Source organism: Streptomyces sp. CHD11 (genome assembly GCF_018638295.1).
Classification (GTDB): Bacteria; Actinomycetota; Actinomycetes; order Streptomycetales; family Streptomycetaceae; genus Streptomyces.
In genome coordinates this window covers 1-26,957 of record NZ_JABTTS010000043.1, presented here as the reverse complement: position 1 = coordinate 26,957, position 26,957 = coordinate 1, and the positions used below count along the sequence as shown (strand labels likewise).

General features: G+C 73.1%; 18 protein-coding genes, 2 tRNA genes, 1 pseudogene and 1 riboswitch. Of the genes and pseudogenes, 13 read left to right on the top strand and 8 right to left on the bottom strand.

What is annotated here, in order from left to right; translation table 11 throughout:
- Window positions 1-100 precede the first annotated feature (100 nt).
- The 4 genes and pseudogenes from HTV45_RS31345 to HTV45_RS31330 form a co-directional block, all read left to right on the top strand.
- Window positions 101-646 (top strand): hypothetical protein, encoded by a 546-nt coding sequence (locus tag HTV45_RS31345; RefSeq protein WP_215209291.1) that lies wholly within the window; start codon window positions 101-103, stop codon window positions 644-646.
- 246 nt (window positions 647-892) lie between these two features.
- Window positions 893-3,127, top strand: a complete 2,235-nt coding sequence (locus HTV45_RS31340; RefSeq protein WP_215209290.1) for a DEAD/DEAH box helicase — start codon at window positions 893-895, stop codon at window positions 3,125-3,127.
- 150 nt (window positions 3,128-3,277) lie between these two features.
- A tRNA-Lys gene (locus HTV45_RS31335) sits at window positions 3,278-3,350 on the top strand.
- 132 nt (window positions 3,351-3,482) lie between these two features.
- A pseudogene (locus HTV45_RS31330) lies at window positions 3,483-6,275 on the top strand (BTAD domain-containing putative transcriptional regulator); the annotation flags it as partial.
- Window positions 6,276-6,471: 196 nt separating this feature from the next.
- Here the strand turns inward: HTV45_RS31330 and HTV45_RS35105 are convergent.
- Window positions 6,472-6,969, bottom strand: coding sequence for a DUF3040 domain-containing protein (locus HTV45_RS35105; protein ID WP_308309798.1), 498 nt, complete (start codon window positions 6,967-6,969; stop codon window positions 6,472-6,474).
- 208 nt (window positions 6,970-7,177) lie between these two features.
- On the opposite strand from HTV45_RS35105, the gene HTV45_RS31320 reads away from it, so the two are divergent.
- From HTV45_RS31320 to HTV45_RS31300, 5 genes are all read left to right on the top strand, one after another.
- Window positions 7,178-8,176: a HAMP domain-containing sensor histidine kinase gene (locus HTV45_RS31320; RefSeq protein ID WP_215209289.1), complete on the top strand. Its 999-nt coding sequence runs from the start codon at window positions 7,178-7,180 to the stop codon at window positions 8,174-8,176.
- Window positions 8,177-8,204: 28 nt separating this feature from the next.
- A complete protein-coding gene (locus HTV45_RS31315; protein WP_215209288.1) occupies window positions 8,205-8,864 on the top strand; it encodes a response regulator transcription factor in 660 nt (219 codons plus the stop codon).
- Window positions 8,865-8,936: 72 nt separating this feature from the next.
- Window positions 8,937-10,070 (top strand): dihydrofolate reductase family protein, encoded by a 1,134-nt coding sequence (locus HTV45_RS31310; protein WP_215209287.1) that lies wholly within the window; start codon window positions 8,937-8,939, stop codon window positions 10,068-10,070.
- A gap of 63 nt (window positions 10,071-10,133) precedes the next feature.
- A tRNA-Met gene (locus HTV45_RS31305) sits at window positions 10,134-10,207 on the top strand.
- A 314-nt stretch (window positions 10,208-10,521) separates the two neighbouring features.
- Window positions 10,522-10,678, top strand: a riboswitch (cyclic di-AMP (ydaO/yuaA leader).
- Window positions 10,679-10,690: 12 nt separating this feature from the next.
- A complete protein-coding gene (locus tag HTV45_RS31300) occupies window positions 10,691-11,710 on the top strand; it encodes a M23 family metallopeptidase (protein ID WP_215209286.1) in 1,020 nt (339 codons plus the stop codon).
- A gap of 150 nt (window positions 11,711-11,860) precedes the next feature.
- Here the strand turns inward: HTV45_RS31300 and HTV45_RS31295 are convergent, their stop codons facing one another.
- The 4 genes from HTV45_RS31295 to HTV45_RS31280 all read right to left on the bottom strand — a co-directional run bounded on the left by HTV45_RS31295 (window position 11,861) and on the right by HTV45_RS31280 (window position 16,943).
- Window positions 11,861-13,258: a PrsW family intramembrane metalloprotease gene (locus tag HTV45_RS31295; protein WP_215209285.1), complete on the bottom strand. Its 1,398-nt coding sequence runs from the start codon at window positions 13,256-13,258 to the stop codon at window positions 11,861-11,863.
- 18 nt (window positions 13,259-13,276) lie between these two features.
- Window positions 13,277-14,125 carry a tRNA (guanosine(46)-N7)-methyltransferase TrmB gene (gene trmB / locus HTV45_RS31290; protein WP_215209284.1) on the bottom strand — a complete coding sequence of 283 codons (849 nt, stop codon included), beginning with the start codon at window positions 14,123-14,125 and terminating at the stop codon, window positions 13,277-13,279.
- A gap of 57 nt (window positions 14,126-14,182) precedes the next feature.
- Window positions 14,183-15,439: an L-2-hydroxyglutarate oxidase gene (gene lhgO, locus HTV45_RS31285; protein ID WP_215209313.1), complete on the bottom strand. Its 1,257-nt coding sequence runs from the start codon at window positions 15,437-15,439 to the stop codon at window positions 14,183-14,185.
- 79 nt (window positions 15,440-15,518) lie between these two features.
- Window positions 15,519-16,943 (bottom strand): MFS transporter, encoded by a 1,425-nt coding sequence (locus tag HTV45_RS31280; RefSeq protein ID WP_215209283.1) that lies wholly within the window; start codon window positions 16,941-16,943, stop codon window positions 15,519-15,521.
- 738 nt (window positions 16,944-17,681) lie between these two features.
- Here HTV45_RS31280 and HTV45_RS31275 point away from each other — a divergent pair.
- The gene (locus HTV45_RS31275; protein ID WP_215209282.1) at window positions 17,682-19,796 is read left to right on the top strand and encodes an asparagine synthase-related protein; all 2,115 of its coding nucleotides are present in this window, start codon (window positions 17,682-17,684) and stop codon (window positions 19,794-19,796) included.
- A gap of 286 nt (window positions 19,797-20,082) precedes the next feature.
- Here HTV45_RS31275 and HTV45_RS31270 read toward each other — a convergent pair whose 3' ends face one another.
- Window positions 20,083-20,832 (bottom strand): TetR/AcrR family transcriptional regulator, encoded by a 750-nt coding sequence (locus HTV45_RS31270; protein ID WP_215209281.1) that lies wholly within the window; start codon window positions 20,830-20,832, stop codon window positions 20,083-20,085.
- Window positions 20,833-21,209: 377 nt separating this feature from the next.
- On the opposite strand from HTV45_RS31270, the gene HTV45_RS31265 reads away from it, so the two are divergent.
- Together HTV45_RS31265 and HTV45_RS31260 are read left to right on the top strand one after the other, a co-directional pair.
- Window positions 21,210-22,589, top strand: a complete 1,380-nt coding sequence (locus HTV45_RS31265; RefSeq protein ID WP_215209280.1) for an NAD(P)/FAD-dependent oxidoreductase — start codon at window positions 21,210-21,212, stop codon at window positions 22,587-22,589.
- 172 nt (window positions 22,590-22,761) lie between these two features.
- Window positions 22,762-24,510, top strand: coding sequence for a SpoIIE family protein phosphatase (locus HTV45_RS31260; protein ID WP_308309797.1), 1,749 nt, complete (start codon window positions 22,762-22,764; stop codon window positions 24,508-24,510).
- A gap of 36 nt (window positions 24,511-24,546) precedes the next feature.
- Here the strand turns inward: HTV45_RS31260 and HTV45_RS31255 are convergent, their stop codons facing one another.
- Window positions 24,547-25,821 carry an MFS transporter gene (locus tag HTV45_RS31255; protein WP_215209312.1) on the bottom strand — a complete coding sequence of 425 codons (1,275 nt, stop codon included), beginning with the start codon at window positions 25,819-25,821 and terminating at the stop codon, window positions 24,547-24,549.
- A gap of 123 nt (window positions 25,822-25,944) precedes the next feature.
- Here HTV45_RS31255 and HTV45_RS31250 point away from each other — a divergent pair, with 123 nt between their 5' ends.
- On the top strand, window positions 25,945-26,493 hold the full coding sequence (locus tag HTV45_RS31250) for a MarR family winged helix-turn-helix transcriptional regulator (protein ID WP_215209279.1): 549 nt from the start codon (window positions 25,945-25,947) through the stop codon (window positions 26,491-26,493).
- A 265-nt stretch (window positions 26,494-26,758) separates the two neighbouring features.
- On the opposite strand, the gene HTV45_RS31245 is transcribed toward HTV45_RS31250, so the two are convergent.
- On the bottom strand, window positions 26,759-26,957 hold a 199-nt coding region (locus HTV45_RS31245), incomplete at its 5' end, for a hypothetical protein (RefSeq protein WP_215207724.1).

The following is a 26,957-nucleotide window of genomic DNA, read 5'->3' as shown; positions in this document are numbered from 1 at the left end:
GCGGAGTGAGGTGTACGACACCCCCGGGCCGTACGCGTGTCTTCTTGCGGGTGGCGGGAGTTGGGGTTGTTGACCCTGTACTCCCACCGGAGGTGGCTCCGTGCGCCGCTTGTACGTACCCGTCCGCCTGGCCGCCACCGTCGTCGCCGTCGCCGCTGCCGCCGGCTGTGTGAGCGTGGGTGAGGACGGTGCCGGCGGGGGCGGCGGGCCGTCGCACTCCGTGGGGCGGCCGGGCGGTGCGGCGCCGGAGGGGGACACGGCGGGGCCGGACGGCGCCGGCGGCCACGGCGCCGCGGCGGACGGTGGCGAGCGCGCGGACGGCGGTCAGGGCACGGAGCGCGAGGGCAGGAGGAAGAAGGGCCGGGCGACGGCGACGGCGTCCGCCGGCGTCTCTCCGGCTCCGGGGGCGAGCCGGCCGGCACCGGCCGACGGAGGGCCGGGCGACCTCCCGGGGCCGGACCCCGACGAAGGCCCCGTTCCGCCGGAGCCCACGCGGACACCGGATCCGGATCCCACACCGGTGCCGCCCGAGCCGTCGGACGTGCCGGAGCCGACCCAGGCGGAACCGTCCTCGTCGGCACACCAGCCGCCCGGGACCCAGCTGGCGCAGCGGGAACCGGCGCCGGAAGCGGGGGCGCCGGCCTAAGGTCTTCTCAGCACTTCCCTGCCCATCGGACCCCCGCTCACCTGCCGGTTTGCTTCAGAGGTGCCGGGGTGCGTATGGTGGCAGATCGTTTGATCCTATTTGCCCGGCGCCACTGCAGAGCGCGCCGTGTGGCGCGTAGTCTCTCCCTTGCCGTGGTGGACCGCATCGAGGCGGTCGTATTGCGAAGTGCGAATCACGGAGTTGACGGGCGCGTGCCGAAGAGACTCCGGAAGGTTTCGCATTCGTATGCCCATCGCCAGTACTGATCACGTCGTCGTGCCCGAGAACCCCGAGAACATCGAGGACGTCGACATCACCATCGAGAACACCGACACCGACACCGACGTCAGCGTCGAGCCGGCGGTCCTCGAGCCCACCTTCACCGACCTCGGCCTGCCCGAGGGTGTCGTGCGCAAGCTCGCGCAGAACGGTGTCACCTCCCCCTTCCCGATCCAGGCCGCGACCATCCCGGACGCCCTGGCCGGCAAGGACATCCTCGGCCGCGGCCGCACCGGCTCCGGCAAGACCCTCTCCTTCGGTCTGCCGACCCTGGCCACGCTGGCCGGCGGCCGCACCGAGAAGCACAAGCCGCGCGCCGTCATCCTGACGCCGACGCGTGAGCTCGCCATGCAGGTCGCCGACGCGCTCCAGCCGTACGGCGACGTGATGGGCCTGAAGATGAAGGTCGTCTGCGGCGGCACGTCGATGGGCAACCAGATCTACGCCCTCGAGCGCGGCGTCGACGTCCTCGTCGCCACCCCGGGCCGTCTGCGGGACATCATCAACCGCGGCGCCTGCTCCCTGGAGAACGTGCAGATCACCGTTCTCGACGAGGCCGACCAGATGTCCGACCTGGGCTTCCTGCCCGAGGTCACCGAACTGCTCGACCAGGTCCCGGCGGGCGGCCAGCGCATGCTGTTCTCCGCGACCATGGAGAACGAGATCAAGACCCTGGTCGACCGCTACCTCACCGACCCGGCGACCCACGAGGTCGACGCGGCGCAGGGCGCGGTGACGACCATGTCGCACCACATCCTCGTGGTGAAGCCCAAGGACAAGGCGCCGGTCACCGCGGCCATCGCCTCCCGCAAGGGCCGCACCATCATCTTCGTCCGCACCCAGCTGGGCGCCGACCGCGTTGCCGAACAGCTGCGCGACGCCGGGGCCAAGGCCGAAGCGCTGCACGGTGGCATGACGCAGGGCGCGCGCACGCGGACCCTGGCGGACTTCAAGGACGGCTACGTCAACGTCCTGGTCGCCACGGACGTCGCCGCCCGCGGTATCCACGTCGACGGCATCGACCTCGTCCTGAACGTGGACCCGGCCGGTGACCACAAGGACTACCTGCACCGCGCGGGCCGCACGGCGCGCGCCGGCCGCACCGGCACCGTGGTGTCCCTGTCCCTGCCGCACCAGCGGCGCCAGATCTTCCGGCTGATGGAGGACGCGGGCGTCGACGCCACGCGCCACATCATCCAGGGCGGCGCGGCGTTCGACCCGGAGGTCGCCGAGATCACCGGCGCCCGGTCGATGACCGAGGTGCAGGCCGAGTCGGCGGGCAACGCGGCGCAGCAGGCCGAGCGCGAGGTCGCCCAGCTCACCAAGGAGCTCGAGCGGGCGCAGCGCCGCGCCTCCGAGCTGCGCGGCGAGGCCGACCGGCTGCTGGCCCGCTCCGCGCGGGAGCGCGGCGAGGACCCGGAGACGGTGGTGGCCGAGGCGGCCGTCGTGGCGTCGGCCGAGGCCGAGGTGTCGCTGCCGGAGCAGCCGACCGCGCGGGACGTCGAGCGGACGGAGCGCTTGGAGCGCCCCGCGGCCTCGGCGCCGTACGAGCGGCGTGAGCGCCGTGACGACCGCGGTGGCGACCGTGGCGGCTTCCGTCGCGACGACCGCGGTGACCGTGGTGACCGTGGCGGGCGTCCCTTCGAGCGCCGTGACGACCGCGGCGGCTTCAACCGGGACCGCGACCGGGACAACCGTGGCGGTGACCGCGGCGGTTTCCGCCGTGACGACCGTGGTGACCGTGGCGGGCGTTCCTTCGAGCGCCGTGACGACCGCCGTGACGACCGTGGCGGCGACCGCGGTGGCTTCCGCCGTGACGACCGTGGTGACCGTGGCGGGCGTCCCTTCGAGCGCCGTGACGACCGCGGTGGCGACCGTGGCGGTTTCCGTCGTGACGACCGCGGCGACCGCGGCGACCGTGGTGACCGTGGCGGGCGTCCCTTCGAGCGCCGTGACGACCGTGGCGGTGAGCGTGGCGGCTTCCGCCGTGACGACCGCGGTGGGCGTCCCTTCGAGCGCCGTGACGACCGTGGCGGCAGCCACCGGGGCAGCGACCGTCCGTTCAACCGCGACCGCCAGGGCGACCGCCCGGCCTTCCGCACCGGCGGCCACGACCGTCCGCAGGGCCGCCGTGACGACCACCGCGGCGGCAGCCCCGTCGGCCGACGCGACGACAAGCCGCGCTGGAAGCGCAGCAGCTGACGCCTCCTCACGGCACTGACCGGAAGGCCCGCGCGACACACGTCGCGCGGGCCTTCCGCGTTCTCCGCGGGACACGTCCTGACCCGTCTCCCCGATACCCGATCGGAGACTCGGCGACGTCCCGCTATGCTCGTGGAGGCAACATCGCCAGGGCCCTTAGCTCAATTGGCAGAGCAGTGGACTTTTAATCCATTGGTTGTGGGTTCGAGTCCCACAGGGCCTACCTCGTGAGCAGCCCCTGACCTGCGGCGGAAGCCGGAGGGCAGGGGCTGTGTCGTTCCGGTGCCGGCGCGGCGGCCGGTCCGCGGCCGCCGGACCCACGGGGCGGGAGGTGGCGGGCACTAGAGTTCGAGAAATGAGCGCATCGGGGAACGGGCTGCGTTTTGCCGTGCTGGGGCCGGTCAGGGCCTGGCGGGACGGGCGGGAGCTGGATCTCGGCTCTCCGCAGCAACGGGCGTTCCTGGCGGCGCTGTTGCTGCGCGGCGGACGGCCCGTCACACTCGGCGGGCTCGTCGACGACCTCTGGGGCGAGCAGCCGCCCGCCGCCGCCGTGTCCGTCCTGCGGACGTACGCCTCGCGGCTGCGCAAGGTAGTGGAGCCCGGCGGGAACGCGGCCGGCGCGCCACGGGTGCTCGTCTCGGTCGGCGACGGATACCTGATGCGGTTCCCCCCGGACGCCCTGGATCTGACGGAGTTCAGACGACGGGTCGCCCGCGCCCTGACATGGCGCGCGGAGGGCGGGTTCGACGCCGCGGACGGTCTGCTGCGCGCCGTGCTGGACGGCTGGCAGGAGGTGGCGCTGGCCGGCCTGCCCGGCCGGCTGGCCGAGGCGGAGCGCGTCCGGCTGAACGAGGAGCGGCTCGCCGTGCTGGAGAGCCGCATCGAGAACGATCTCGACCTCGGGCGGCACGGCGAGGTGATCGCCGAACTGATGTCCCTGAACCGTCACCACCCGCTGCGGGAACAGCTGTGCCGACTGCTCATGCTGGCTCTGTACCGGTCGGGCCGGCAGGCCGAGGCGCTGGAGGTGTTCCGCGGCACCCGCCGGACCCTGGTGGGGCAGCTGGGCATCGAACCCGGCGCCCCGCTGCGGGAACTGCGCGACCGTATGCTCCTCGCCGACCCGGCCCTGGCACCGCCCCGGCGGCAGACTCCGCCGCCGTCCCCGCCGGCCCGGCCCCCCGCACCGGCCGAGCAGCGGATCACCCGGCCGGCGCAACTGCCCGCCGACCTGCCCACCTTCGCCGGCCGCGGCACCGAACTCGAGCGGATACGGTCCCTTCTCCCGGCCGGCGCAGGGGCCCCCTCCTCGGTGGTCATCGGGGCGATCGGCGGTATGGGCGGTATCGGCAAGACCACCCTGGCCGTGCGCTGGGCGCACGAGGTCGCCGACCGCTTCCCCGACGGACAGCTCTGCATCAACCTCAGGGGCTTCGACCCGACCGGCACGGCCATGACGCCGGAAGAGGCGATCCGTGCCTTCCTCGACGCCCTCGGCGTCCCGCCCGCGAGCATCCCCGCCGGTCTCGACGCACAGGCGGCGCTGTACCGCAGCATCCTCGCCCGGCGGCGGGTGCTGATCCTGCTGGACAACGCCCGTGACACCGCCCAGGTACGCCCGCTGCTGCCCGGGTCACCCGGTTCCCTGGTCATCGTCACCAGCCGCAGCCGGCTCACCGGCCTGGTCGTCGGCGAGGGGGCGTTCCTGCTGACCCTGGACCAGCTGACCACCGCCGAGGCCCGCGATCTGCTGGCGCGCCGCCTCGGGGCCGGCCGGGCCGCCGCGGAACCGGAGGCGACGGACGAGATCATCACCCGGTGCGCCCGGCTGCCGCTGGCGCTGGCCATCGTCGCCGCCCACGCCGCCGGCCATCCCGCGTTCCCGCTGGCCTCCATCGCCGAGGAGGTACGCGAGAGCCAGGGCAGCCTCGACGCCTTCACCGGGGGCGAGGACATCACCACCGACGTGCGGGCCGTGTTCTCCTGGTCGTACAACGCGCTGTCCGCCCCGGCCGCGCGGCTGTTCCGCCTCCTGGGCCTGCACTGCGGGCCGGACATGTCCCTGCCCGCCGTGGCCGCGCTCGCCGGCCTGGAGACGCGGGGGACCCGCACGCTGCTCGCCGAACTCACCGGGGCCCATCTGGTCATCGAGCGTCTGCCCGGCCGCTACGCCCTGCACGACCTGCTGCGGGTCTACGCCGCGGAACGCGTCCACACCGAGGATCCGCCGCCGGAGCGGGAACGGGCCGTCGAGCGGCTGCTCGCCTGGTACCTGCATTCCGCCGGCGCCGCCTACCCGCTGATCACCCCGTACCGCGACCGGGTTCCGCTTCCCGGCCCGCCCGACCGGTGCCGGCCCTTCACACCGGCGACGCGCGAGGAGGCCCTGGAATGGTGCGAGACCGAGCGGGGCAACCTGGTCCGCGCGGTGCACCAGGCCGTCGCGTGGGGACTGCCGGGCATCGCCTGGCGGCTGCCCGCGGTCCTGTGGGGGTTCCTCTACCTCCGCAGCCATCTGCACGACTGGCTCGACACCGCGGGCGCCGGACTGGCCGCCGCCCGCGCCGCACAGGACCGGGCCGGTGAGGCCCAGGGCCTCGCGGACCTGGCCGCCGCGCTGCGCAGTATGGGCAGGATCGAGGAGTCCATCGAGGTGCAGTACCGGGCGCTGGCCGTCTGCCGTGAGCTCGGGGACGCGCGGGGCAGGTCGAGGGCGGTGGGCAACCTGGGCGACGCCTACCTCCAGATCGGCCGGCCGGCCCGGGCCGTGGAGTACATCCGCCGGGGACTGGCCCTGGACCGGGCCCTCGGCAACGCATGGGGGGTGGGCATCGCCCTGACCAATCTGGGCGACGCCTACCAGCGGCTCGGCCGGTTCGAGGAGGCCGTCTCGTCCCTGGAGGAGGCACGGACCGTCCTGCGCCGGAGCAACCACCGCTGGGTCGAGGGCCTCGCGCTGGACATCCTCGGCACGGTCCACCACCGGCTCCGGCACTACGACGACGCGGTCGCGCACTACCACCGTGCGCTGGAGACCCACCGTGCCGTGGCCAACCGCTGGGGCGAGGGCCATTCCCTCAGCAATCTCGGCGACGCCCTGCTCGACGCCGGCCGGCCGGAGGACGCCCGCGCGGAATGGACCCGGGCCCTGGAGATCTTCGTGGAGATCGGTCATCCGGACGCCGGAAAGGTCCGCGAGAGGCTCGGCCGGCCGCCGCGGGAGGACCCGCCCGTAGCGGACGGCGACGAACAGCACCAGCCCGGCGACGCCCAGCGCGATGCCCAGGGTGACGCTGCCCGNGCGCGGCCCGAAGGCCGCGCGGGGCGTGACGGGGTGGCCCGTGTCAGTGGCGGTACGAGGGCCGTGCGCCCGTACGGCGGCGGTCGGGGTCGAGGAGTTGCACGGCGATGCCGGAGAGCACCAGACCCGCCGCGATCAGCAGTCCGTCGGAGACGATCACACCCGCGATCAGCATCACCACTCCGACGGCCAGCGCCCACCAGGCGCCCGTGCGCCGGTACTCGCGGGGGCGGGTCGGCTGCCCGGCGGACAGCGAGCGGGCGAAACGGGGATCCTGGTGCTCGAGTCGGGCCGCGAGGTCGACCAGACGATCGTCGTTGGACTGGGGCACGGCTCCTCCTTCCCAGAGGTGGCCGCACGGCGCCACGCCGACGGCCGTCGCTCCGGTACCAGGGGACGGGCGAGGGGGCCCGCCCTCCTGCTGCGGGCCCGGCCACTGCAAGGGAACGCGCCTGTCTGCAGGCGTCTCGTCCGTCCGGTACCGGGTAGACCCCAGCGTCTCCCGCCGCAGCCGGTCCGGGCCATCGGTCACGGGCCCCATCCTCACTGGGGGCCGCTGCGTACACGGACCGTGGGCCGGCCCGCGGCCCGGGGGAAAAATGGGGGTTGTCACCGATGGCGCGGGGACGGATCAGGGGACAGGCTGGGCGGTGACGGCCCGCGCCGCGCCCCCGGTCCGCGGGCCCGTCACCGCTCCCGCCGCACCGGGAGCCCGAGTGAGCGGCCCAGGGTGAGGAGGCGGTTGACGGGTGCCTCTGTTCTGGCGGATCTTCATGCTGAACGCCGTCGTCCTCATTGTCGCCACGGCACTTCTGCTGGGACCGGTCACCGTATCCACCCCCGTGCTGCTCACCGAGGCCGCGGTCCTCACCGTGGGCCTGGCCGCCATGCTGGTCGCCAACGCGCTGCTGCTGCGCTTCGGGCTCGCCCCGCTGCAACGCCTGACCCGGGCCATGACCACGACCGACCTGCTCCGCCCGGGACGCCGTCCCGCGGTCGGCGGACGCGGCGAGATCGCCGAGCTGATCACCACGTTCAACACCATGCTCGACCGGCTGGAGGACGAGCGCGCCACGAGCAGCGCCCGCGCCCTGTCCGCCCAGGAGGGCGAGCGCCGCCGCGTCGCCCAGGAACTGCACGACGAGGTCGGCCAGTCCCTGACCGCCGTACTGCTCCAGCTCAAACGTGCCGCCGACCACGCCCCGTCCGAGCTGCGCGAGGAACTGCGGATGGTCCAGGAGACCACCCGCGCCAGCCTGGAGGAGATCCGGCGCATCGCCCGCCGGCTGCGCCCGGGGGTGCTGGACGAGCTGGGCCTGGCCAGTGCCCTCAAGGCCCTCGCCACCGAGCTCGGCGGCTCCGGTCTGGGCGTCCAGCACAGCCTCGCCCCGGACGTGCCGGAACTCGACCGGGAGACCGAGCTCGTCATCTACCGCGTCGCCCAGGAAGGCCTCACCAACGCAGCCCGTCACTCCGGCGCCCGCCGCGCCGAACTCGCCCTGTACCGCTCACCCGGCGGTGTCGAACTCCGGGTCCGGGACGACGGCCGGGGCATCGGCCTGGCGCAGGAGGGTGCCGGCATCCGCGGGATGCGGGAGCGCGCCCTGCTCGTCGGCGCCGTGGTGACGGTGGAGGGCCGCGCCGAGGGCGGTACCGAAGTACGCCTGGCCGTCCCCGTTCCCGCCCGTTTTCCCGCGCACGCCCTCGTCCCCCTGCGAGGGCCGTCCGCCCACGCCCCGCCCCCGTGACCGATGAGCCCCGACCGGAAACGACGAAATGAACGAGCAGGCCCCCACCCGCATTCTCCTCGCCGACGACCACGCGCTGGTCCGCCGGGGGGTCCGTCTCATCCTGGACGGCGAACCGGAGCTGACCGTCGTGGCCGAGGCCGCGGACGGCGCCGAGGCACTCGAACAGGCCCGTGAGCACCGCCCCGACCTGGCCATTCTCGATATCGCCATGCCCCGGCTGACCGGTCTCCAGGCGGCCCGTGAGCTCTCCCGCACCCTGCCGGAGACGCGGATCCTCATCCTGACCATGTACGACAACGAGCAGTTCTTCTTCGAGGCGCTCGCCGCCGGCGCCTCGGGCTATGTCCTGAAGTCCGTCGCCGACCAGGACCTGGTCGCGGCCTGCCACGCCACCATGCGCGGTGAGCCGTTCCTCTACCCCGGGGCCGTCAACGCCCTCATCCACAACTACCTCGACCTCGCGCGGGAGGGCAGGACCCTGCCGGCCAAGGCCATCACCGACCGCGAGGAGGAGATCCTCAAGCTCGTCGCCGAGGGCCACACCTCGCAGCAGATCGCCACCCTTCTGGTGATCAGTCCCAAGACGGTGGAGCGGCACCGCGCCAACCTGCTGGCCAAGCTCGGCCTGAAGGACCGCCTGGAACTCACCCGGTACGCCATCCGCGTGGGGCTGATCGAACCCTGACCGGGGCGTCCCCGCGCCCGGCCGGGTTGTCAGACTGGCCCCGGGCCGCCGCCCCTCACCCGGAGCACGCCGATGCCTCATCCGTACGTCCTGCTGTCCGCCGCCGTCTCCCTCGACGGCTACCTGGACGACACCGGCCCCGAGCGGCTGCTGCTGTCCGGTCCGGCCGACTTCGACCGGGTCGACGAGGTACGGGCGGGCGTGGACGCCATCCTGGTCGGCGCCGGCACGATCCGCGCCGACAACCCCCGGCTGCTGGTCAACTCGCCCGAGCGGCGTGCCGCCCGGGTCGGGGCGGGCAGGCCGGAGTACCCGCTCAAGGTCACCGTCAGCGGCTCCGGGGACCTCGACCCGGCCGCCCGGTTCTGGCACACCGGCGGTGAGAAGGTCCTCTACACCACCGACCGGGGCGCCGGCCGGGCCCGCGCCCTCGGTCTCGCCGCCGACGTCGTCCCGCTCGGCCCCGAACTGGGCTGGCGGCCGCTGCTGGAGCACCTGCACACCGTGCGCGGGGTGCGGCGGCTGATGGTCGAGGGCGGCGGACAGGTCCACACCCAGCTGCTCACCCAGGGTCTCGCCGACGAGCTGCAGCTGGTCCTCGCCCCGCTGTTCGTCGGCGACCCGGACGCCCCCCGCCTCTTCGGCCCCGGGTCCTACCAGGGCGGCCGGCTGCGGTTGGCGGAGACCCGCCAGGTCGGTGACGTCGTGCTGACGCGCTACGAGCCCACCGCGCCGGGAACCGGGACGCTCCCCGCCGCCGCCGACCACCACTGGCTGGCCCTCGCCTGCGAACTGGCCACCCGGTGCCCGCCCTCGACCACGGCTTTCAGCGTGGGCGCGGTGGTGGTGGCGGCCGACGGTACGGAGCTGGCGCGCGGGTACTCCCGGGAGGGCGCGGACCCGGTGGTGCACGCGGAGGAGGCCGCGCTCGCCAAGGTCGGTCCCACCGATCCCCGCCTGGCCACCGCCACCGTCTACTCCAGCCTGGAACCGTGTGCCCGGCGCGCGTCCCGGCCGGCGCCCTGCGCCCGGCTGATCCTGGACACCGGGGTACGGCGGGTGGTCACGGCCTGGCGGGAGCCGGACACGTTCGTACCGGGGGCCGACGGCAGTGGCGTACTGGCCGGTGCGGGCGCCGCCGTCGTCCTCCTGCCCGAGCACGAGGAGCGCGCCAAGGCGCCGAACGGACACCTGATCAGCGGCTGAATCCGGGGCCGCCGTCATCGGTGTGCGCCGGGCCCCGCGGATGGCGTACACTGGTGTCAACGACGCGGGGTGGAGCAGCTCGGTAGCTCGCTGGGCTCATAACCCAGAGGTCGCAGGTTCAAATCCTGTCCCCGCTACTGAAGGCCGAGGGCCGGAATCCGAAAGGATTCCGGCCCTCGGTGTTTTCCGCTGCATGGTTACTTCCCGCCCCCAGGGCTTCTGCCTCACTCGCTGTGAGCAAGCCATCCCGCAGCGCGTTACAACTGACGCTCCGTCAGGGCCCCTCCGGCGCCTGAGGCGGGGGCAACTCGCCCGTTTTCAGCCGCTCATGGCGGGTAAGTCCCTGCGGGGTTTGTTAATGATCAAGAGGAACAGCTTGGAATCCGAGCCCTGCGTCTATTAACGTTCGATAACGCAGCGCGGTCGTCCCAGCCGTCACAGAAGTCGGCTCCGTGCGCACGCGCCGAATCCCGCAAGGGAACCGGGGAACCACCAATTGGGGTGAATCGCGCGAATGCCGCCGTGGAGACACGGGGTGCAGTCGCGCGTAGGAGACCTTCCTGCTCCGAACCCGTCAGCTAACCCGGTAGGCGAAGAAGGAAGGAAAGGAGCACGCCCACGTGGCGTCCAACCCGCCTGCTCCCGAGGCCCCGTTCAAGCCGAGCGACACCTTCGCCTATGGCGAAGCCCGCGCCGACGACGGGCCCTTCGAGGAGTGGAACCCCACCGCGGAGTCCCTTCGCCCGGTCCGTGGCCGGCACCGCGTCTCCAAGCAGCGCGGGGGAGGACTCGCCCGTAGCTCCACCGTCCTCGGTGTCGGTGTCATAGCCGCGGTCGGCGCCGGCGGTATGGCCACCGCCCAGACCGGCAAGCCGCCGGTCTCGATCTCCATGCCCGACCTTCCCCATGTGGGTTCCCTCATCTCCGACGAGGAAACGCCCGAGGGTTCGGCCACCCCCCTCAGCACCCTCGGCGTGGCCGAGACCGAGGCGGAGCAGGGATCCAGCGGCGCCGGCGAGGCGCTGCGCACGCGGATCATGGCCCAGGTCGAGCAGCAGCAGATCCAGGCCGAGACCAAGGCAGCCGCCGAGGCCGTCGCCGCCGCCGAGAAGCAGGCCGCCGAGGCCGCCGCCAAGGCGGAGAAGGAGGCCAAGGCCAAGGCCGAGGCCGCCAAGCAGAAGGCCGAGAAGGAGGCCGCTGAGAAGGCCGAGGCCGAGCGCCTCGCCAAGCTGGCCACGCAGTACACGCTGCCGACCTCCTCGTACACCATCTCCTCGACCTTCGGTCAGTCCGGCGCCTACTGGTCCTCCGGCCAGCACACCGGCCTCGACTTCGCCGCCCCCACCGGCACCCTGATCAAGGCGGTCCACACCGGCACGATCACCTCCGCCGGCTGGGACGGCTCCTACGGCTACAAGACCGTGCTCACCCTCGACGACGGCACCGAGATCTGGTACGCCCACCAGTCCTCCATCAGCGTCAGCGTGGGTCAGAAGGTCACCACCGGCGAGGTCATCGGCCGCGTCGGCTCCACCGGCAACTCCACCGGGGCCCACCTCCACCTCGAGGTCCACACCGGCGGCTCCTCCTCGGGCATCGACCCGATGGCGTGGCTGCAGAGCAAGGGCCTCAATCCCTGAACCCCCTTCCCTCCAGTCCTTCCCGATCCCGGCAGTCCGACGACGACCCCCCGACGTCAGGGCTGCCGGTCAGGTGTTTTCCGGGGCGGTCGCGTGCCCGCGTGCGCGGCGGTACCGCGGGCGACGAGCCGCAGTCCACGGCGGGACCGGTCAGGAGCGGTGGGCGGTCGGGGAGTACGCCGGATAGGGGTGCCCGTACGGGGGCTGTCCGTGCGAGGGGTGCCCGTACGGGGGCTGTCCGTGCGAGGGGTGCCGGTACGGGGGGTGCCCGTACGGGGGATGCCCGTACGCCCCGTGTACCGGCCACGGTGCCGCGGCGGCCGGGACGGGGGGCGCGGTGACGCGGGCCGCGTGGTCCAGTGCCGGACGGGCCGCACCGCGCCGGTGCCACAGCTCCAGCAGCAGTTCCCGCTCCCGGGTCAGGAAATCCGTCCCGGCCTTCCCCCGCCTGCCCCGGTGACGCAGGAAGGCCAGTGAGGTCGCGTACGCCTCGTACTGCGCGACCGCGCGCGCCGCGGGCCTGCCGCCGTACCGGCGCGCGTACTGCCGGGCCAGGCGCCGCGCCCGCATCGAGCCGAGCGCGAAGGGCTCCGCCGGGGTGAGCCAGCCGGCCACCGCGTACGCGGGCAGCTCCGCTCGCACGGTGCGCAGTTCCCGCTGCCGCGTCCACACCACCAGCCAGGTCAGCAGGCCGAACGCCGGGACCATGAACGCCGCGTACACCGCGAAGAAGCCGTAGGTGCCGAGCGAGGCCGAACCGTTCCACAGCGCGTGCATGCCCATCGAGAGGAGCAGCCCGCACAGCGGCAGCAGCACCCGCCTCAGCCGCTGCCGGTCCGTGGACAGCGCGGCGATCCCGAAGCCGATCCCGGTGAGCACGGTGAACAGGGGATGCGCGAACGGCGACAGCACGATGCGGACGAAGAAGGTCGCCGCGGTGACCGAGGCCACCCCGCTGCCGCCGGTGAGCTGGTCGGTGCCGAAGGCGGTGCCGAGGTAGAGGATGTTCTCGGTGAACGCGAAGCCGGTGGCGGTGACCCCGGCTATCACCACGCCGTCGATGATCCCGCCGAAGTCGCGTCTGCGGAAGAGGAAGACCAGGAGGACGGCCGCCGCCTTCGCGGACTCCTCCACGACCGGCGCGATGACGGTCGCCCCCAGGGTGTCGGCGCCGGCCGGGTCGGCCGTCGCCGTCGCTATCCAGCGGGTGGCGAAGCTGTTGGCGATGATCGCTATCAGCGCCGCCGCGCACGCCCCCCAGGCGAACGCGAACAGCAGGTTCCGCCAGGGCCCCGGCTCGACCCGGTCCAGCCAGCGGAAGGCGGCCAGCAGCAGCGGCACCGGGAGCACGGCGAGACCGAGCCCGACCAGGAACCCCTCGGTGCCGGTCTGCTCCCGGACCAGGGCGAGGATCACCAGACCGGACAGCGTGAGCAGGGTGATCAGCGCGCCGTAGCGCACCCACCGCCGCTGCCACCAGTGCGCGTGCCGCCGCGTGTCGCCGGGAGCTTCACCGGGGTGCGCCGGGTACGGAGGGCTGCTGGCCACGGGATCGACCCTCACGATTCAGGGGCAGGGCTGCGTGCGGTCTCGGGCTCGGTGCCCGTCCCGCTCCTCGAGCGGTACGCGGCGGAAGAGCAGGTCGTTCACCACATGACCCTTGTCCAGTCCCTGTCCCTCGAAACGGGTGAGCGGACGGAACCCGGGACGCGGCGCGAAACCGCCCTCCGCCCGGGTGTTCTCGAAGGCGGGATGCGCGGTGAGCACCTCGAGCATCTGCTCCGCGTACGGCTCCCAGTCGGTGGCGCAGTGCACGACCGCCCCCGGCCGCAGCCGGGCCGCGGCGAGGGTGAGGAACTCCGGCTGGATCAGCCGGCGCTTGTGGTGCCGCTTCTTGGGCCAGGGGTCGGGGAAGTAGACGCGCAGCCCGCCGAGGTCGTCGGGCGTGAGCATCTCCCGCAGGAGGATGATCGCGTCGCCGTTGCCGACCCGGATGTTGGTCAGTCCGCGCTGCTCGGCGAGGTTGAGCAGATTGCCCTGGCCGGGGGTGTGGACGTCGACCGCGAGGATGTTGGTGGCCGGGTCGGCGGCGGCCATCGCCGCGGTGGCCTCACCCATGCCGAAGCCGATCTCCAGCACGACCGGGTGGTCGTTGCCGAAGAACGCGGCGAGGTCCAGCCGCCGGCTCCCGTCGATGTCGAAACCCCAGCTCGGCCACAGCCGCTGCAGCGCGTCCGCCTGACCCGCGGTGACGCGGCTGCGGCGGGGCTGGAAGCTGCGGATGCGCCGCTCGAAGTGCGACCCCGCGGGATCGGCCTTCGGCCCGTCCGGGAAGCGCGGTTCCCCCTTGGCCCGGGTACGGCTGACCGGCACACCGGGCGTCTGGGCGGGGTGCGGTGTTTCGGGGGTGCTCACGGAGTCGGACACAGTGCTCTCGATTTTACGGGGGCGCGGCGGGCGGTGGGCGTGGCCTCACCTCCCCGCGGCCGTGAGCTGCGCCATCGTCCGGCGCGCGATCTCCCGTCCGATCGGCAGGGACGCGGTGGCCGCGGGCGACGGTGCGTTCAGCACATGCACCGCGCGCGGGGTCTCCTGGAGGAGGAAGTCGTCGGCGAGGGTGCCGTCCCGCAGCACCGCCTGGGCTCGCACCCCGGCCGGGGCCGGCACCAGGTCGTCCTCCCGCACGGCGGGCAGCAGCCGCCGCACGGCCCGGGCGAAGGCCGCCCTGGACAGCGAGCGGTGCAGTTCGCCGGCGCCGTACCGCCAGTGGCGGCGGGCCAGCTGCCAGGAGCCCGGCCAGGCCAGGGTCGCCGCCAGCTCACGCGGGCGCACCGTGCGCCGGCCGTAGCCCTCGCGGGCCAGGGCCGGAACCGCGTTCGGGCCCACATGGACGCCGCCGCCGATGCCCCGGGTGAGGTGGACGCCGAGGAAGGGGAACGCGGGGTCGGGCACCGGGTACACCAGTGCGCGCACCAGCTCCGGGCGGGCCAGCTCGTAGTACTCGCCGCGGAAGGGCACGATCCGGGCGCCCGGGTCGTCACCGGTCAGGCGGGCGAGCTCGTCGCAGTGCAGCCCCGCGCAGTTCACCAGCACCCGGCCGCGGACCACGTCGCCGCCGGCCGTCAGGACGGCGACTCCCCGCTCGGGTCGGCGGTCCACGCGCACCACCCGCGCCCCGTAGCGGATCTCCGCGCCGGACGCCTCCGCGAGCCGCCGGGCGACCGCCGTGAAGTCGCAGATGCCGGTGGTGCCGACGTGGATGGCCGCCAGGCCCTCCACCTCCGGCTCGTGCTCCGCGATCTGCGCGCCGGACAGCTCGCGGACCGTGATGCCGTTCTCCCGGCCGCGCTGGGCCAGGGCGTGCAGCCGCGGCAGCTCCTCGCGGGCCGTGGCGACGATCAGCTTGCCCGTCACCGCGTGCGGGATGTCGTACTCCGCGCAGAACTTGACCATCTCCGCGGCGCCCCGCACCGCGTACCGCGCCTTCAGCGAGCCGGGGCGGTAGTAGACACCGCTGTGGATGACTCCGCTGTTGCGGCCCGTCTGGTGCAGGGCCGGACCGGGCTCCTTCTCCAGCACCGTCACCCGGGTGCCCGGCGCCGCGCGGCCGATCGCGTACGCCGTCGACATCCCGACGATGCCGCCGCCGACCACCAGCACGTCACAGTCGTACGACCGCGCCACGCCCGTGTCCCGCACCGCCCGCGTCACCCGCGCCACCTCCCGCATCCGATAGTGCACCGTGCCACTGACAACGGCTTCGCGCCCGGCGGTCCCGGGGCGCGGCCGGGCCGTGGCCGGACCGTCGTCACGCCGTCGTCATCAGCAGGGGGCGGGCGCGCTCGCGCAGTTCCACCACGCGGGGTTCGTCACCGTAGGGCTCCAGGCGGTGCAGGAGGTCCTTGACGTACTCGGTGGTGCGCGCGGACGAGATGCGGCCCGCCACCTCCACCGCGCGCACGCCCTGGGCGCAGGCCGCGTCCAGGTTGCCCGACTCCAGTTCGGCGACCGCCGAGACGACCAGGCGCAGCCCGTGCGAGCGCACGAACTCCTCCGTCGGCCGGGACAGCGCCTGCTCGGTGAAGCGGCGGACCTGGCGCGGCGCCTTCAGGTCGCGGTAGCACTCCGCGGCGTCGGCGGCGAAACGGTCGTAGGAGTAGAAGCCGAGCCAGATGGGGTCGCTGTCGCCGGGGCGGGAGCGTTCCAGCCAGCTCTCCGCCGACTTCAGCGCGGCGCCGGCCGCGTGGGCGTCCCCGGCGCGTGCGTGCGCGCGGGCCTCCACCAGCCGGAAGAAGCTCAGGGTGCGGGCGGTGGCCAGTCCGCGGTTGCGCTCCAGCGCGGCCTGGGCGAGGTCCACGCCCTCGTCGCCGAAGCCGCGGTAGGTCGCCTGGAGGGACATCGAGGCGAGGACGTAACCGCCCAGGGGGACGTCGGCCGCCGCGCGGGCCAGCCGCAGGGCCTGGATGTAGTAGCGCTGGGCCGCCTCCTGCTGGCCGGTGTCGAAGGCCATCCAGCCGGCCAGGCGGGTCAGTTCCGCCGCGGCGCCGAACAGCGAGCGGCCCACGTCGTCGGCGTAGGAGCCGAGCAGCAGCGGGGCCGCCTCGACCCGGAGGCACTCGGGGACCATCGACGAACGCCAGTCGCCGCCGCCGTACTTGGAGTCCCAGCGCCGGGCGTCCTCGGCGGCCTCCCGCAGTTTCTGCACATCGCTGTGGCCGACTTTGAGCGGTGCGCCGGAGCCGTCGGCGGGGTTCGCCTCCCGCGCCACCGAGCTGTCGGCCGGGGTTATCAGCCACCGTGAGGCGGGCGTCGCGTACGCGCTCACCGCGAACGACCCGGCGAGGGACTGCCAGATACCGCCGGAGCCGGCTCTGCGGCCGGCGAGATCCAGCCGGTACAGGTCCGTCGCGGAGCGCACCGCCTGTCCGACGTCGCGCGGGAAGGCGAGGCCGACCTCGGGCGCGGGGTCCGCGTCCGCCAGGCCGATCTCGTGCAGCGGCACGGGGCGGCCCAGCTTCTGGCCGATGGCGGCGGCGATGAGATGCGGCGCCGCACCCTGCGGCACCATTCCCTTCGACACCCAGCGCGCCACCGACGTCTTGTCGTAGCGCAGTGTCAGTCCTCGCTGTGCGCCGAGATCGTTGACGCGCCGCGCGAGGCCTGCGTTGGAGATTCCCGCGAGGGCGAGAACGGCGCCGAGTTTTTCGTTCGGCCCGCGTTGCTCCCTGGACATGCGCCACCCCTCGACACAGACGGCTGCCGCTCTGGCATAACCATGCGGCATTCGTAAACCCAGCGTAGTTCGCCGCATCCCAAGCGTTAAGGGGCATTCTTCCGGATGGCGGGATTGTGGTCCGTACTGAAGTGCGGGTCCGATACGCGCAGTCGCGGCGTGCCCCCGTTGTGTGGCCGTGCGCCCGTGTGTGCGCTCTACTCCGGCCATCGCGGGAGCGGTTCCATGGGTGATGCGTGGGTCGGCCCGCTGTACTGGATCCAGTGGGCTGGGGGATACCGCCGCCTACATCCCCGCGGGCGGCGGACCGGTCCGGGAGGCGTGCTCCGTCTCCCGGACTGCGCGGCCGTCCGGTGGTGCGCAGTGCCTGCACGGAGCGTGTTCGAGGTTGCCCTCACCGCTTCGATTCGGCCGAAAATCGACCCCGCTCTTTCGGGTGTATCCGCCTTCTTACCCAGGTAGTTGACGGCGCGTTGGGGGTCTTGGGGGCGCGCTGTGGGGGCGCATTCGCGTCGCAGTGGCGTGACATGTGGCGTGGCGTCGGTGGAGTGATGAGAGGGCGGCGGATACCTGTTCGGACCGCGGTGGATCCGCGGTGCAGCGGGGTGGGTGTATCCGCCGGGGCGCACTCGACGGAGCACAGACGGCTCCGGCGCGCTTCCTGAGCGCCTCCTTCATGGCAGCATGGGGAACCGGTTCATGCAGAGCACTGGTTGTCCACAGCCTGTGGAGGCTTCGATGCGGTGGTTGGTGGGATGGAGCAGCACCGCCGCGAGAGCCATGGGCTTCGGCCCCGGCGGCTCGGTGGGCGCCACCGGAGCAGACGGCGAGACCGTGCAACCCGTGGGGTCCCATCCGCTGTGGGGCGATCCCGACCCGCTGTGGGCGGTCGGCGACTGGCGCCCCGACGAGATCCGGGTGGTCACGGCCGACGAACAGACCCGGATCGCCGTCCTCGGCACCTGCGGCGCCTCCGACGAACAACTGCGCGTCGCGCTCTTCGCCGCACGGGGCGGGGCGCTGCGGCATCTCACCGCGTGGGCGGGCAGCTACACGGCCGTGGTGCAGGTGGGGCGCCGGATCACGGTGTGCGGCGATCTCGCCGGTGCCCGGCCCGTCTTCCACACCCCCTGGGCGGGCGGTACCGCCTACGCGACCGCAGCCCTGCCGCTCGCCGACCTCGTCGAGGCCAACCTCGACTTCGGGCACCTCGCCGCGCTGCTCGCCGCACCCGACGTGCCGGCCGCGCTGCACGACTCCACGCCGTACGACGGCGTGAAGCGCGTCCCCCCGGGGCACGCGCTGATCCTCCGCGCGGGGGCGCGCGAGATCGCCGGGTACGAACCCGTCGCCTCGCTCGTCGTCGCGGCACCGCCGGCCGATCCCGACCGCGCGGTGGACGCGGTACGCGACGCTCTGGTCGAGGCCGTACGAACCCGGCTCGCCGCGCCCCGGCACGTTCCGGGCGCCGACATCGACCCCGGGCCGGTGCCGGGGATGGGGCCCGCCGAGCGGCGGGCCGCCCGCGGGACTCCGGTGCCGGGGATCGGGGCGGATCTGTCCGGAGGGCCGGCGTCCGGGGCGCTGGCGCTGCTGGCGGCGGGACTGCCCGGGATGCCGGGGACCGTACTGGGGCACGGCACGGGCGCCGGTGAGCGGCTGCTGGCCGTCACCTTCAACGACCTGGCCGGCGGCGGAGCGCGGGACGAGGACGAGCTGGAACGGGCGGGGGCGCTGGCCGCCAACCCGCGGCTGCACCATGTGGTGGTGGCCGGCGGGGAGTCGACACTGCCCTACGCCGAGCTGGACGGGCCGCTGACGGACGAGCCCGGGCCCTCGCTGGTGACCGCGGCCCGGCACCGGGCGCGACTGGCCGCCGGGAGCGCGGACCACTTCACGGGGTACGGGGCCAAGCAGGTGCTGGACGCCCATCCGGCGCGGCTGGCCGATCTGCTGATGGACCGTAAGCGGCGGCACCTGGTGCGGCCGGTCGCCGCGCTGGCGAAGGCGGACGGGTCCGTGATGGTGCCCGGCCGCGTGTACGCGGCGGCCCGGCGACTCGCCCGCACGCCGTACCGGGCCGGATTGGAGAGCCTCGCGGAGCGGCTGCTGCACCGGCGGCTCGACGATGACGGGCCGGGGGCGGCGGACGCCTCGCTGGCCGCGCTGACCTGGGGCAGACCCGGACCGGCGGCGCGCTGGCTGACCGGGGAGGCGCTGGCTGAAGTATCGGTTCGCCTTCAGGCCTCGACGCGGCGGTCGGACGTTGGGCCGGGGCAGCGGCCCGGGGACTTCCGGGCCCGCGCGGCGCTGGCCCGCCACGCGGCGGATCTGCGGGTGCTGGAGCAGGCGGCCGAGATCCGCTCGCAGCGGCTGCACGCGCCGTTCCTCGACAACCAGGTGGTGCGGGCGTGCCGGGCCCTGCCGGAGGCGCTGCGGGTGCAGCCCGGGGCCCGGGCGTCCATCCTGCGGTCGGTGCTGGAAGGGGCGGGGGTACGGGAACTGCCGGCGGGGTGGGGGGCGCCGGGCGCGGCCACCCCGGCCGCCGCGGCGCGGACAGGGCTGCGGGTGGCGGCGGGCACGCTGATGTCGCTGTTCGACACGCCGCTGCTGGCGGAGGCCGGACTGGTCGAGGCACGGGTGGTCCGCAAGGCGCTGCGGGGCGCGGCGGAGGGCGAGCCGCTGCCGCTGGACGGTCTCGCGGACCTCGTCGCCCTGGAGGTGTGGCTACGCCGCCTGCTGGCCCGCCGGGGAACCTGCTGGACCGGAACCCCGGCCCGCCAGCGAGCGGTCCCGGGCGGGATCGCCCCGCAGCGCGGCGCCCTCGGCGCCGGCGCCCCCGGCACCCGCTGACCCCCACCGGCGAACTCCCCGCAGGCCGCGGGCCGGGCGCAACCCGGCACCAGCGGGGTGCCGTCGCGCCCGCCCTTCCCCGCTCTCGGCTCGCTCGAAGGGCGGGCCCGTCACCCTGCGGCACGACTGCCCGCGGAGTCGGCAACGGTAAGGCCATGGCGGTCGCCGCGACCGGGATCGCCGCCAGTCCCCGGACGGGAGGCCGGGGCACACCCGACGCACCGGCGGTGACACCTTCCCGGTGGCCGTCAGCCGCCCCGGCGCGACCGCCCCGGCGCGAGGCAGGTCATGCCGGCCGGGACCGCAGCCCTTCGAGCAGGATGTCCAGCAGCCGCGCCGACGCCGCCGCCTGCTGCGCGGCGTCCGGCAGGGCCGGCGCCGCCGTGGCGATCACCAGCAGCACGTCCGACACCGACACGTCCGGCCGCAACTCGCCGGCCGTCCGCGCCCGCTCCACCAGCTGCCCCACGACATCGAGCAGCTCCGAGGCTCCCGCGTCGTCCGCCGCCCCTCCCACCGGCGGTGCCTCCGGCACCAGCCGCAGCTCCCCCGCCGCCTGCGTCCGCTGCTGCGGCAGCCGCGCGTGGTCCGGCAGACCGCGTTCCTCCGCCACACCGACCCGCAGCACATGCGGCGGCAGCAGCCGCCCCGCGCCGGAGGCGACGGACGTGCGCAGGAAGCGGGACAGCGCCGACCACGGCTCGTCCTCCTGGCCGAGCGCCGTACGCGCCTGCTCGGTCAGCCGGGACGTCTCCTCCGCGGCTATCCGCCGCACCAGGACGTCCTTGCTGGGGAAGCGCCGGTACACCGTGCCCACGCCGACCCGTGCCCGGCGTGCCACGTCCTCCATCGGCGCGCCGTAACCCAGTTCGCCGAAGACCTCACGTGCGGCGCGCAGCACGTGCTCCAGATTGCGCTGCGCGTCCACGCGCAGTGGTGACGTGCGCGAACCGTCACCGCGTGCGCCGCCCGCGGGCGCGCTCAGCGCGCCGCCGGCCGTGAGAGCGGAAGACCAGTGAGAGTCCTGAACATGCATATGTGTTCCCCCGGTAATGACGTCTCCCCCCGGAGACTTCTCCCCGCCATTGATGGCCGGGGCGTGTGGAAGAGGCCGGCCCGCCGGTGCCGCCCGTCGCGGACCCGATGAACACATCCCCCTACACCCCGTCGACACACGAACATAGTTGAGCGGGGGTCAATTCAGAAGAGGCGAGTTCCGCACGGAGCGCCCCCCGATCGGAGCACGGGTCGTATACATCCTGAATGTGACCTTGGACGGACATGAAGACACCCGTGCTGACCTGCGACTATGCGGTCGGCGCCGGTGAATCGGCCAACCACGGGTGACGGAACCGTCCGGTCACACAATCCGTCGAGGCTGTGGACAAACGGACGCGGCGGGTGCGTCATGGGATGGTGAAGGAACGCGCGCGCATTCTCGTTGTCGGCGGTGGCTACGTCGGGATGTACACGGCTCTGCGTCTCCAGCGGAAGCTGAAACGGGAACTCGGGCGGGGCGAGGCGGAGATCACGGTGGTCACCCCGGACCCGTACATGACGTACCAGCCCTTCCTGCCCGAAGCGGCCGCCGGTGCCATTTCTCCTCGCCATGTCGTCGTACCGCTGCGTCGTGTCCTCGGCCGGTGCCGCGTCATCATCGGCGAGGCGACCGGTATCGACCACGCGAAACGCACCGCCACCGTCAGGACCCCCGCCACCGACGAGGAGGGCACCGGAGGACGGCGGATCGCCTACGACGAACTGGTGCTCGCGCCGGGTTCCGTGTCGCGCACACTGCCGATCCCCGGTCTCGCCGAGCACGCCATCGGCTTCAAGACCGTGGAGGAGGCCATCGGCCTGCGCAACCACGTGCTCGAACAGATGGACATCGCGTCGTCGACCCGTGACCCCGAGATCCGCGACGCGGCCCTCACCTTCGTCTTCGTCGGCGGCGGCTACGCGGGCGTCGAGGCGCTCGGCGAGCTGGAGGACATGGCCCGCTACGCCGCGCGGTACTACCACAACCTCCGGCCCGAGGACATGAGGTGGATCCTCGTCGAGGCATCCGGCCGGATCCTCCCCGAGGTCGGCGAGGAGATGGGCCGGTACACGGTCACCGAACTGCGCCGGCGCAACATCGACGTACGCCTGGAAACCCGGCTGGAGTCCTGCGCGGACCGGGTGGCCGTGCTCAGCGACGGCTCGCGCTTCCCCACGCGCACGGTCGTCTGGACCGCGGGGGTCAAGCCGCATCCCGTACTCGCCGCCACCGATCTGCCGCTGAACGGGAGGGGGCGGCTGAAGTGCACCGCGGAACTGGCCGTCGACGGTGCCGCACACGTGTGGGCCGCCGGCGACGCCGCCGCCGTCCCCGACGTCACCGCTCGGGAGACCGGCCGGGAGTGCGCGCCCAACGCACAGCACGCGGTGCGCCAGGCGCGGGTCCTCGCGGACAACCTCGTCCGTTCCCTGCGGGGCGAGCCGTTGGAGGCGTACGCCCACCGGCACGCCGGTTCCGTCGCCTCCCTGGGGCTGCACAAGGGAGTCGCGCAGGTGTACGGGCGCAAGCTCAAGGGCTTCCCCGCTTGGTTCATGCACCGCACCTATCACCTCAGCCGGGTCCCGACCTTCAACCGCAAGGCGCGGGTGGCCGCGGAGTGGACACTCGCGGGGCTCTTCAAACGGGAGATCGTGTCCCTGGGGTCACTCGAACACCCCCGGGCGGAGTTCGAACTGGCGGCCGGTGGAGAACCCCTCCACGACCCCCCGGACGACCCGAAGGGGTCGTCCTGACCGGACCCAGGAACTCCTGCGGCAGGCCCGGCGTCTGACGGATGTCGGCCCGGTCTGCACCCTGCCAGACTGGTCCACCACCGCGGGCGGGTCCCGCCCACCCCGGTGCGGCCCCCGGGGCCCCGGCCGGTCCCGGTTTCCGGCCGCCGACAACTACACGAGGCAAGGATTCGTGAACTTCACGCGCTGGAGCGCCCGGCTCCCCGGAACGCAGCGCCGCGCGGCAGCGCGGACCGAGCAGGCGGTCTCCCCGGACCGGCGGGGAGAGGGCTCCGTGCCCGCGGCCCGCGGCGGACGACTCCCCGACGACCCCCGGCCCCTCCCGGCCGTCGATGATCTCGGGGTGCGCGAGGTGCTGGACCGCGTCCCCTCCCTCGTCGCCCTGGTCCACGGTCCCGAACACCGCATCGCCTATGTCAACGACGCCTACACGGCGGCCTTCGGTGCCCGTCCGGTCGGCGCTCCCGCGCGCGGAGCGCTTCCCGAACTCGACGCGCTCGGTCTGCTCCCCCTCCTCGACCAGGTCCAGCGCAGCGGCAAGCCGCGCACGGTGAAGTCCCGGAAGGCCCCCGACGGCCGCTGCTACACGTTCACCTGCACCCCCGTCAGCGAGGGCGAGGACCGCGCGGTGCTCATCTTCGCCACCGACGTCACCGACCACGCCGAAGCCGCCGAACGCCTGCGCGCCAGCGAACGCCGGCAGCGCGAGACCGCCGTCACCCTCCAGCGCTCCCTCCTCCCGCAGGAGCTGGAGGAGCCCGACGACCTGCGCGTCGCCGCCACCTACCACCCCGGCGGCACCGAAGCCGCCGTCGGCGGCGACTGGTACGACGTGATCACACTGGGCGGCGGCCGTACCGCCCTGGTCATCGGCGATGTGATGGGCAGGGGAGTGCGCGCCGCCGCCGTCATGGGACAGCTCCGTACGGCCGTACGGGCCTATGCGCGGCTCGACCTCCCGCCGCACGAGGTCCTCCAGCTCCTCGACGGCCTCGCCATGGAGATCGACGCCAACCAGATCGCCACCTGCGTCTACGCCATCCACGACCCCAACGAGGGCCGCCTGGTGTACGCCTCGGCCGGCCACCTCCCCATCCTCGTCCGCGACGAGAACGGCACCGTCCGGCGCGCCGACGAACCGACCGGCCCGCCGCTCGGCACCGGCGGCTGGATGCACACCTCCGGCTCCATCACCCTCGGCCCCGGCTCCACCGCCGTCCTCTACACGGACGGCCTGGTGGAGCGGCGGAACGAGGACCTGGACGAGGGCATCGCCACCCTGGAGCGCGCCCTGGCCGGAGCCACCGGCAGCCCTCAGGTCGTCTGCGACCGCCTGGTCCGCTCGGCCGGCGTCACCCCCGACCACGACGACGACGTCGCCGTCCTGGTCCTCCAGCATCCCGCCCGCAGGGGAGCGGAGAGCGAACTCTTCCGCAACGCCGCACTCGAACTGCTCGGCGGAGTCGAGGCGGCCCCCCGCGCGCGAGCCTTCGCGTCCGGCGTGCTGACCAGCTGGCGCTTCCCCGTCGAACTGCACGACCTGGGTGTCCTGGCAGCCAGCGAACTGGTCGCCAACTCACTCCAGCACGGCACACCCCCCATGCGGCTGCGCCTGCGCCGCACGGACCGCCGGCTGATCATCGAGGTCACCGACGGCGACGACCACCTGCCCTTGCGCCGCCGCGCGGAGCCCGGCGACGAGTCCGGCCGGGGCATCGCCATCGTCGCGACGATCGCCTCCGCCTGGGGCAGCAGACGCACCCCGGGCGGCGGCAAGGCGGTCTGGTGCGAGTTCCTCCTGCCGAAGGAGTCGAAGCCCGCGAAACCGTCGACGTCGTCGATGACGTCGACGTCGACGTCATCGACCGCGTCGTCTCTGACGTCGCTCGAACCGTCGGAGACCGGCGGCTCCCCCTCATGACCGGGCGGGGCCGGGCCGGGGACGCGCTCGCCCCGCTCAAGCGTGCGCCGGGGCCTGCCCCGGTTCCGCGACGCCCTGCGCCACCACCCGGCTCCGCGCCGCCGACGGGTGGTTCTGCACGTCGGTGAGCTGCCGCCCCAGCCGCACCGCGAGCACCGTGATGCCGAGCGAGAACAGCAGGAACACCACGATGTACGGCGCGTGCAGCGACGCCCCCAGCGGACCGCCCACCGCCGGACCCACGGCCAGCGCGAGCTGCTTCACCAGGGCGAACGCCGAGTTGTACTGACCGGCCATCCCGGTCGGCGCGAGATCGGCGACCAGTGGCGCGAGCGTCGGCGACAGCAGCGCCTCCCCGAGCCCGAACAGCGCGTACGTCGAGATGAACGCGGCGGTCGCCATCGCCTGGCTGCCGTTGCCCAGCCCCGCGTATCCGGCGACGGCCCAGGCCACGGCCCAGATCAGACCCACGGACGCGATCACGCGGGAGCGCCTGCGCCGCTCCACGAACCGCAGCACGGCGAACTGCGCGACCACGATCACCAGCGTGTTCGCCGCGAGTGCCGTCCCGAGCGCGGAGGTGGAGATCCCGGCGGCCTCGACGCCGTACGCGCTCAGCCCGGACTCGAACTGCCCGTAGCAGGCGAAGAACAGCACGAAGCCCAGCACACAGAGCTGCACCATGGCCCGGTTGCCCAGCAGCTGCTTCCAGCCCGCCGCGGCCGACTGACCGGGCGCGCCCGTGACGCGCGGCGCGTGCGGCATCCGCACCGACGCCATCACCACGACCAGCAGCAGGAACATCGCCGCCTCGATGGAGAAGAGGAGGGTGAAGGAGCCGGCTTTCGTCGGATCCACCAGGTGACCGCCGATGAGACCACCGACACCGAGCCCGAGATTCTGCAGGAAGAACTGCGTGGCGAACGCCCGCGACCGGGTCCGTGCGGTGGAGCAGTCCACGATCATCGTGGCGAGGGCCGGCTGCATCACGGCCTGCCCGGCGCCGAGCGCCGACGCCGACAGCAGTACGGTCACCGCACCGCCCGACAGTCCCAGACTCAGCGCGCCGACCGCGGCCGTGACCAGGGTGACGAGCAGCACCGGCAACGGACCCCGCCGGACGATCGCCCGTCCGGCGAACGGCAGCACGATCAGCGCCGCCACGGCGAAGACGGCGAGCACGAGACCCGCCGTCATGGAGCCCAGCCCTCGCACCTGCGCCACATAGACGTACAGATACGGGACCGTGAAGCCCAGCCCGAACGCGCTGAGTGCGTTGCCCACATGGATCCGGCGCATCGCAGCGCCCATCGCCCTGGTCACGTTCACCTCACTCACTAGTTAGATCTGAAGACTTAGAACCTAAAGTTCGAAGCTAAAGAGTACATAGCGAAGGACCTCAAGGCAAAAGAGTGGCGTGCCATACTGCGGGGCATGGGCGACACCTCCGGCCTCGGCGAGCCGACACTCGAAGAGCAGATCGCCGCCTACCAGCGCGAGTTCCAGGACCTCGACCCCCAGGTCGAGCAGATCGTCAACGCGCTGTCCCGTCTGAACCGGCGCATGAACGTCGCCTACGGCCGCCAGACCGCCGAACTCGGCATCACCAACGCCGACTGGGAGGTCCTCAAGGCACTCGTGCTCTCCGGCGCCCCGTACCGTATGGGCCCCGGTGAACTGGCCAAGCGCCTGGGTCTGACCCCGGCCGCCATGACCCACCGGATCGACCGCATGGTCGCCGAGGGTCTGGTCACCCGGGACCGGGACGAGACCAACAGGGTCCGCGTCATCGTGGAGCTCACGCCGGCGGGCCGGGAGAAGTGGCAGGAGGTCATGCGGATGGCGACCGTCTTCGAGGCCGACCTCCTCCAGGACCTCGACCAGGACGAGCGGACGACCCTCGGTGACGTCCTCACCCGCCTGCTGCGCCGGGTGGAGGAGGCCCAGCCGGACGCCGGTGGACGCCTCACGGACCTGGACTGAAAGATCTTGCCCGGAGGCGGTTGACAGTCACTCTGCCGATCCGTAGTGTTCTCCGGGTTGCCACGGAGCCGTAACGGTTCGGAGGCATCACCTTCCGCCGCGCACCGCGGCACTCACAACCTCAGCACGACCTCCCGGTGGGAAAGATTTCGGCATGCCCGAATTCGCATTCCACCCCCGATTTGGGGAACACGGAGAGAACCGCTAAGGTTTGAGACGTCGGAACGGCCCAACGGCCGGGAAGGCGAACCCCGCTGACTGGGGGTCAGGCCGAGAAAAGGGTCTGATAGAGTCGGAAACGCAAGACCGAAGGGAAGCCCGGAGGAAAGCCCGAGAGGGTGAGTACAAAGGAAGCGTCCGTTCCTTGAGAACTCAACAGCGTGCCAAAAGTCAACGCCAGATATGTTGATACCCCGTCCATCCGGTTTCGGATGGTCGAGGTTCCTTTGAAGAAAAACACAGCG

Coding starts and splice junctions, on each gene's coding strand:
- lhgO (WP_215209313.1), bottom strand. CDS start 15,439: ATGCGGGAGGTGGCGCGGGTGACGCGGGCGGTGCGGGACACGGGCGTG.
- HTV45_RS31250 (WP_215209279.1), top strand. CDS start 25,945: ATGGGCGACACCTCCGGCCTCGGCGAGCCGACACTCGAAGAGCAGATC.
- HTV45_RS31315 (WP_215209288.1), top strand. CDS start 8,205: ATGAACGAGCAGGCCCCCACCCGCATTCTCCTCGCCGACGACCACGCG.
- HTV45_RS31310 (WP_215209287.1), top strand. CDS start 8,937: ATGCCTCATCCGTACGTCCTGCTGTCCGCCGCCGTCTCCCTCGACGGC.
- HTV45_RS31275 (WP_215209282.1), top strand. CDS start 17,682: ATGCGGTGGTTGGTGGGATGGAGCAGCACCGCCGCGAGAGCCATGGGC.
- HTV45_RS31255 (WP_215209312.1), bottom strand. CDS start 25,821: ATGGGCGCTGCGATGCGCCGGATCCATGTGGGCAACGCACTCAGCGCG.
- HTV45_RS31340 (WP_215209290.1), top strand. CDS start 893: ATGCCCATCGCCAGTACTGATCACGTCGTCGTGCCCGAGAACCCCGAG.
- HTV45_RS35105 (WP_308309798.1), bottom strand. CDS start 6,969: ATGGGGCCCGTGACCGATGGCCCGGACCGGCTGCGGCGGGAGACGCTG.
- HTV45_RS31265 (WP_215209280.1), top strand. CDS start 21,210: ATGGTGAAGGAACGCGCGCGCATTCTCGTTGTCGGCGGTGGCTACGTC.
- HTV45_RS31270 (WP_215209281.1), bottom strand. CDS start 20,832: ATGCATGTTCAGGACTCTCACTGGTCTTCCGCTCTCACGGCCGGCGGC.
- HTV45_RS31280 (WP_215209283.1), bottom strand. CDS start 16,943: ATGTCCAGGGAGCAACGCGGGCCGAACGAAAAACTCGGCGCCGTTCTC.